Annotated in this window: 5 protein-coding genes; 3 read left to right on the top strand and 2 right to left on the bottom strand. The window is 45.6% G+C overall.

All coding sequences use genetic code 11. The features are described 5' to 3' along the window. Positions 1-493 (bottom strand): MobC family plasmid mobilization relaxosome protein (gene mobC, locus FD724_RS41850; protein ID WP_306297138.1); only part of this gene is annotated, 493 nt, incomplete at its 3' end. A gap of 340 nt (positions 494-833) precedes the next feature. Here mobC and FD724_RS39910 point away from each other — a divergent pair. From FD724_RS39910 to FD724_RS39900, 3 genes are read left to right on the top strand one after another with little or no spacing between them, the layout of a single operon-like run. Then, positions 834-1,373 carry a hypothetical protein gene (locus FD724_RS39910; RefSeq protein WP_256874821.1) on the top strand — a complete coding sequence of 180 codons (540 nt, stop codon included), beginning with the start codon at positions 834-836 and terminating at the stop codon, positions 1,371-1,373. After that, complete coding sequence (locus tag FD724_RS39905; RefSeq protein ID WP_256874820.1) at positions 1,374-2,153, top strand: hypothetical protein; 780 nt, start codon at positions 1,374-1,376, stop codon at positions 2,151-2,153. It abuts the gene before it with no gap. Continuing rightward, positions 2,153-2,890 carry a DUF6753 family protein gene (locus tag FD724_RS39900; protein ID WP_179077045.1) on the top strand — a complete coding sequence of 246 codons (738 nt, stop codon included), beginning with the start codon at positions 2,153-2,155 and terminating at the stop codon, positions 2,888-2,890. The genes FD724_RS39905 and FD724_RS39900 overlap by 1 nt, the downstream gene beginning before the upstream one ends. 64 nt (positions 2,891-2,954) lie before the next feature. Here FD724_RS39900 and FD724_RS39895 read toward each other — a convergent pair whose 3' ends face one another. Next, positions 2,955-7,484 (bottom strand): caspase family protein, encoded by a 4,530-nt coding sequence (locus FD724_RS39895; RefSeq protein ID WP_179077044.1) that lies wholly within the window; start codon positions 7,482-7,484, stop codon positions 2,955-2,957. Positions 7,485-7,541: the final 57 nt, after the last annotated feature.

Here is a 7,541-nt window from a genome sequence, read left to right as displayed (position 1 = left end):
CTGTTTCCTCGTCCGATTCTTCGATGAAGGTATTGGCTATTTCCTGTTGGCAGTGTCGTAGTAGCTCTAGTAACTCTTGTAGAAGTTCTGGTGATGCTGGCGGTGGCAACTGCATTTTGATGGCGGTATTGGTGGCTTTAGCCAGTTGGTTGATATTGTTGCCGATGCGCGATAGTTCCAGGTATGTGTCTAGTGTAACTCTGCCCAGTCGTGGCGGTGGTGGTGGGATTGGTCGCAGCAACATACAGCGTCTTGTCAATTCTCCCAAGCTCAAGCCCGTATCTTCTGCTTTGGAGCGAATCATCTCATATTCAATTGGGCTGAATCGCACTTGCAACATTTTGGTGCGGACGAGTGACTGAGAAGAAGCTTTGGGCATAAGTAAAACTTGAGTTGATGCAGTTTTTGAGGGGGTTTCCAAAGTGGGGATACTTCCCCCTTTGGCAAGCCTGCCGAGTCGAGCGTAGCGAGGACACCCCGCAGGGGTAGGCATGGCTGGCTCCTAACCAGGGTTTCGGGGAGGCAGAAGAACTAGGGGAACAACCCACTAAGGGGCAAAGTGCGTAATCTCCGGCTACCACCACGATGATATTACTAACGAGTTGACGGAAATTACAGTATGGCTAATTATTAGTGATGAGTGTGTGATTTATTTTTGATTAACTGTTCGTGAGTTATCTTACACGTTCTTAGTAATAACTGTTCAATCAGTTACGTTAATATCTGTTGCTGTTTCTTAACTATTTGTTGCATTGATAATTACCTGTCTTTAGATAGATGCTCCGCGTTAAAGTAAAGTTTTAAACATAAACATTAGTTTGATTTTTACTCTTGTGGCTAAAGACAGTATTCCTAAGTCAAAGATTCCAGACGCTCTTGATGCTCTACGCGCTTTGGGTGCTAAGGAATTAGATGATATCCCAGCACGAGCGGCTATAAAAAAGATGCGCCGTCAAATTGAACGGGTGCTTCGTCTCGGCTATAGCTACGAGGAAGTGTCTAAAACTTTAGCCCCCTTGGATATCAACATCAGTCCTGAACGTATCCGTTATTTACTCAACGATATTCGTAGGTCTACACGCAAAAAGTCAGTCACTCCTCCTAGTCAAGAGAATACCAGTACACAAGTTATTGATGAGCCGGCAATTAGTGAGGATTCGGCTTCGGAGCAAAGCAGTAATCAGTCTGTTCAAGAATCTCAGTCGAAATCAAAACCAGAATCACAACCTAAATCAAAACCAGCTTCATCCAAATCAACAACTTCTAAAACTCCTAAAACGGCTAAAAAGACCTCTGATGATAAAGCTCCAGAGAATCAAAATTCCTCTCGCCTTGCTTTTGTGCCTGAAATAATAAACGACGAGGATTTGTAGATGGTAGTCAAACCTAAACAATCGGCTGACCAAGTTCAGGACGAAAAGGCGAATGAACAGCCAAAAACTCTTGGGCGCTTGGTGTTGGTGACTGGTGATAAGGGCGGTACTGGTAAAAGTGTAGTGGCTAGAATCCTACTCGACATTTACCGCCACAGAAATATCAACTGCATCGCTTATGAGTGTGACCAGTCTAATCCTCAGCTTTATCGTCATTACAACAAAGTCGCTCCTGGGGTACAAACGCTCAAATTAAATCAGCGTGGTGGTGCTGATGCGTTACAGGATGATTTGAAGCGTTTATCTCCTCAAGTATCTTTAGTGGATCTGCCTGCTGGGGCAGCAGAATATTTTGAATCGGTGGCAAAGGATATTTTTCTGTTTCAAAATGCCCAGCGTTTGGGTTATCGCATCACTATGGTGTCGGTGCTGGGTCGAGTCAAAGATAGTTTATTGCAGTTAAAACGTCTGGTAGATTTCTGCGGTGACAAAGTTGATTATGTAGTTGTGAAAAATCTCTATTGGGGTGATGAACATAAGTTCACTCGCTACAACAATTCTAAGATGAAGCAGGCTGTGGAAGCGTTGGGGGCAGTTGAACTTTTATTGCCTGAGTTATATGACGATATTTTTGACCTCGTTGACTCTAAGGATCTGACGTTTAGAGAAGCTCTAGAGCATGAGGATTTTAGTTTGAGTAATCAGTCGAGAGTTTTTGGCTGGATTGATGCGGTTGAAACTGAGTTTTCTAAGGCGGCTGTACAGTTGGGGTTAGAGTAATGGCTGTAAGTAATGGTAATGGCAATGGTGCGGTATCTCATTTAGATAGGTTGCTGTCAGAAAAGCCACCGGAGTTTCAAGCGAAAGTGTTGCGGTTTGCGTTGGATTCTGGGATGAAACAAGATGACCCAGCTTTTCGGTTAGTGCAGTACATCGGTTATCTGGCACAACTAACAGAAACTGCTCCAAACGATTGGAAGTTATTATTTGAAAATTTACAGGTAGAGCTAAACGAATGGAGCCAACTGACGGCGGAGCAATTGAAGGTTCAAGCCGACCACACGGAGAATATCAAAAACCTAGCGACCAGTTGCAATCAGCTAGGGACAGCCTTGAGCGCATTAAATCTAACGTCTCAGCAACAACTCAAGCAATTAACGAGCTTAACCAAACTCTCCGAGAATTTGAACAATATCTCCCCCAGGCAACCAGAGACATTGAGCCAACCGTTGCAAGAAAAATTGAACGAGATTCAGACGGGAATATCTCTATTGAACCAAAAAGACGCGGAATCGGTCGTTAAAGGTTGGACTAGAGCTATTAGAATATGGCTTGTCTCTCCGATCTCATTTTTTATTCTATTTTGGTTTTATTCACACATTTTTCCGATCCCTACTCCTATTGAAACTACTGAGTCTCTACAGAAGATTTTGCAGAATACTGATTGGAGTAATGCCAAGCTGCAACGGGTTGAGAAACGTTTGGGGACTGATCCAAACCAGAGACGACGACGGTAACAATTTGCTTTTGCAAAGCCGATAAAAAAAACTGGGTCTGTATTACCTATTTGAGCAAAACTGGTTAGTTTAACTTACCACCGACATCATCACAAAGGTGTTTGTCGTTTTCACTAATACTGGAACTATTCTTCAGGTAGTCGTGTAACCAATTGCAACTCTGCACGAGTAAATTATCTAAATTCAGGTTCCACAGTTTCACTGTTTTGTCATAACTTGCACTTGCAATGGTCTTGCCATCCGGGCTGAAGGCGACTTGCCAAACCTCAGCCTCATGCCCCTTGAGGGTAGTAATGAGACTGCCATCCATCCGCCACAGTTTCACTGTTTTGTCCCAACTGGCACTTGCAATGGTCTTGCCATCCGGGCTGAAAGCGACTTGCGAAACCTCTGCTTCATGCCCCTTAAGGGTAGTAATGAGACTGCCATCCATCCGCCACAGTTTCACTGTTTTATCAGCACTGGCACTTGCAATGGTCTTGCCATCCGGGCTGAAGGCGACATCATAAACCGATTCCTCATGCCCCTTGAGGGTAGTAATGAGACTGCCATCCATCCGCCACAGTTTCACTGTTTTGTCCCTACTTGCACTTGCAATGGTCTTGCCATCCGGGCTGAAGGCGACTTGCGAAACCTCTGCCTCATGCCCCTTGAGGGTAGTAATGAGACTGCCATCCATCCGCCACAGTTTCACTGTTTTATCAGCACTGGCACTTGCAATGGTCTTGCCATCCGGGCTGAAGGCGACATCATAAACCGATTTCTCATGCCCCTTGAGGGTAGTAATGAGACTGCCATCCATCCGCCACAGTTTCACTGTATTGTCCCTACTTGCACTTGCAATGGTCTTGCCATCCGGGCTGAAGGCGACTTGCCAAACCTCAGCCTCATGCCCCTTGAGGGTAGTAATGAGACTGCCATCCATCCGCCACAGTTTCACTGTATTGTCAAAACTTGCACTTGCAATGGTCTTGCCATCCGGGCTGAAGGCGACATCATAAACCGATTTCTCATGCCCCTTGAGGGTAGTAATGAGACTGCCATCCATCCGCCACAGTTTCACTGTTTTATCAGCACTGGCACTTGCAATGGTCTTGCCATCCGGGCTGAAGGCGACTTGCGAAACCTCTGCCTCATGCCCCTTGAGGGTAGTAATGAGACTGCCATCCATCCGCCACAGTTTCACTGTTTTATCAGCACTGGCACTTGCAATGGTCTTGCCATCCGGGCTGAAGGCGACTTGCCAAACATAACCCTCATGCCCCTTGAGGGTAGTAATGAGACTGCCATCCATCCGCCACAGTTTCACTGTTTTATCAGCACTTGCACTTGCAATGGTCTTGCCATCCGGGCTGAAGGCAACTTGCAAAACCTCTGCCTCATGCCCCTTGAGGGTAGTAATGAGACTGCCATCCATCCGCCACAGTTTCACTGTTTTGTCCCAACTGGCACTTGCAATGGTCTTGCCATCCGGGCTGAAGGCGACTTGCACAACCTCTGCCTCATGCCCCTTGAGGGTAGTAATGAGACTGCCATCCATCCGCCACAGTTTCACTGTATTGTCAAAACTTGCACTTGCAATGGTCTTGCCATCCGGGCTGAAGGCGACATCATAAACCAATTCCTCATGCCCCTTGAGGGTAGTAATGAGACTGCCATCCATTCGCCACAGTTTCACTGTATTGTCCCTACTTGCACTTGCAATGGTCTTGCCATCCGGGCTGAAGGCGACTTGCCAAACATAACCCTCATGCCCCTTGAGGGTAGTAATGAGACTGCCATCCATCCGCCACAGTTTCACTGTTTTATCAGCACTGGCACTTGCAATGGTCTTGCCATCCGGGCTGAAGGCGACATCATAAACCGATTTCTCATGCCCCTTGAGGGTAGTAATGAGACTGCCATCCATCCGCCACAGTTTCACTGTATTGTCCCTACTTGCACTTGCAATGGTCTTGCCATCCGGGCTGAAGGCGACATCATAAACCGCAGAATCATGCCCCACAAGACGGTTTTGCTCTCTGGTTTCGTAAAATACTTGGCGCAGGTTGGCTACAACCTGCATCTTAGTATCCGCATCTGCTTTACTTAATAATTCAACTTTTCGCAGTTGCTTCCCGGCTTTTACATAGTTAAATAGTCGATCGAGTTGCGAATCTGAATTTAAAGATTGTGTGGCAATTGTATTCAAGCTTTGTAGTTGGGCAACATCAGCTTGAACTTGAGCTTCTCGCCACTGAGTAAAAGCAAAAATTGCTACTGCACTTACTATGAGCGTAGAACCAACAGCAACTTTAGTGGTGGTTTGTGCAGCAAGACGTGCTTTGACTTGTTGTTCAGCACGTTGTTCAGCTAGTTGGCGTGCCTCCGCCTCTGCTTTGCTTCTTGCTTCTGACTCTTCGGCAAGCTTTTGTGCAGCTTCTAGCTCTCGTTGTCGCCGTTCCTCTGCTTGCTGTTCAAGTCGCTCCCGTTCTGCTTGACTAACTACAATTAACTCCCGTGCTAAACCACTTAAAGAGATCCTTTCACCGTGGTTAAGTAAGAAATCTTCTGCTGGCGCTAATTTTACCCCTTGCAGTAAATAATCATTAATCTTGCCGTTATCCAGCCACTCTTGAGCATCTGACTCAATTTTCCTTTGTTGTCTCAAAGCTTCTCGGTTTTCATTAAGCCACTGTCGTAACAGTGACCAATTACGAATCAACGCTTCATGAGCAACATCCACCACTGCCAAACGACCCGATTCTGCCCCTTTCCCTACCAAGGTACTAGTCACAACCAGCCGAACATTTTCAGCCGCCAGTTTGCTAATTACTCTTTCTACTGCTGCTTCTTCCTGGGATGATGACACCAAATTCTGAAGCAAAACTCGTCTGCGGGTATCCTCTGTTCCCTCTCCTAGCTGCGTCAGTTCCAGAAAAATTCGCTTGGCAATCGGTTGTTCCTCTGATGATAAAGACTCATAAACCTCAGTAGCACGTTTTTCTAAGGTTCCCTTGACACCTCCCAAGCGGGTGTATGCGGCTAAGGTAAATTCTTGCTGCTGCCAAAGTTCCGTCAGCGTGTACTGCAATAATGGTAAACTTCCTGGTGAACCTTCTACATCGGCAATTATTTGCTGCACCAGTTCGGATTGTACCTGTAAACCCACCTTCAAAGCTGGTGCAGTAATTGCTTGTTCTAGTTCGTCCCGTCTCATCGGTGTCACTGTCACCAGATGTCGCTGAATCTGTTGTGCCAGCCCACTATATTCTTGTTCCGCGCACTTCCCAAAAAAGTCTGCCCTCATTGTCAACACTAAACAGAGCTTATTATTAGTGTGAGATAAAGCACTCAGTAAACATTCAAAAAATTTTTGTCGTTCTTCAATATCCTGACATAAGGTAAAAGCTTCCTCAAATTGATCTGCTACTAGCACTACCCGCTCAGGATCAGCAGCATTAATTATTTGCCCTAAGCCGACTCCACCCTTTGCTAGCAGTTCCTCAGCTGTGGCTAATTGGGATGCTCTATCAATTGCTGATAACCCAGAATCTAAAAAAGCCAGTGCTAAACTCTGGAGGGGATGCTCACCAGGGCGAAAAATCTTAATTGACCAATTATCGCTACCTGACAACCGCCGTCCTAGCTGAATTTGATACAGTAAGCCTGCCCTAACAACACTGGATTTTCCACTACCTGATGCTCCCAAAATCGCCAAGAAGTTGCTAGAACGGACTTTCTCTAATAATTGGTCTGTTAACGCTTCTCTGCCGAAAAAGTATTTAGCGTCTGATTCTTTACAGTCAAAGTATTGCAAACCACGATAAGGACAAACGGAGCCAGTGACAGCATAACCAGACTCCTGCTTTTGCTGTTGCCAAGTGCGTGTTAAGTCAATTGCACTACCGGAATTAGCAAAAATGGGGCGTTGTGGGTAGTTATCCCAATGATGATGGAGAAAGTCAATTAAAGTATAGTTAGTTACCCATGCTCCGGGTGAGCGTTGCGGGTCAAGTCCTTGCAACAAAGCTTCTGTCAACACGCTATGACTGCTGCCGATCGCTTCATAAGCGACTTCAAACTCTCTAGATGCGGCAATAAAACACCTATCCCGTCCTTTACCCCTGTCTCCAGGATCTGCCTCCGCAAAATTTAGTAACTCACCACTGTAACAACAGTCCAGCCAAATAATCTGTTGTTTTACCTCGCTGTCTTGCAGCAGTTGACGTAACCATTGCAAAGATAAACCCCAGTTATCCAAATCTGGGTTAGCATTACTGGTTGCTAAAAATCCTTGCTGAATACCTCTGTTTTTTCGCAGTCCATGTCCTGAAAAATACAGCAGTGCGGTATCTGGAGCATTCTTGCCTTCAGGCTTAAACAGTTGAACTATAGCTTCTTCTAACTGCGTTAACGTCACTGAGGTCTTTTGACCAACACGAGCAGTATTATTTCCCTTATCTTTGACGCTTGGTAGCCGCTTAACATTAAATTGACCGTACTGTTCTAGTAGTTTGGCTATAGCTTCTGCATCAATTGCTGGTGCTGTCAGACTAGGCAGACGTTCATAACTATAAGTATTAATTCCTACTACCAACGCGTCTCTAATCATAAGTAGGAGAAATTTTTAGAGAATCTTTGTTTTCAGCATTATCACTCAGTAACTACA

Origin of the sequence: Nostoc sp. C057 (assembly GCF_013393925.1) — a bacterium.
GTDB classification, from domain to species: domain Bacteria; phylum Cyanobacteriota; class Cyanobacteriia; order Cyanobacteriales; family Nostocaceae; genus Nostoc; species Nostoc muscorum_A.
Note: the sequence above shows the minus strand (reverse complement) of the source record. Positions and strands in the feature narration are given on the sequence as shown.

Excerpts from the sequence above, each read along its gene's own strand:
- FD724_RS39895 (WP_179077044.1), bottom strand. The coding sequence starts at position 7,484 with ATGATTAGAGACGCGTTGGTAGTAGGAATTAATACTTATAGTTATGAA.
- FD724_RS39905 (WP_256874820.1), top strand. The coding sequence starts at position 1,374 with ATGGTAGTCAAACCTAAACAATCGGCTGACCAAGTTCAGGACGAAAAG.
- FD724_RS39900 (WP_179077045.1), top strand. The coding sequence starts at position 2,153 with ATGGCTGTAAGTAATGGTAATGGCAATGGTGCGGTATCTCATTTAGAT.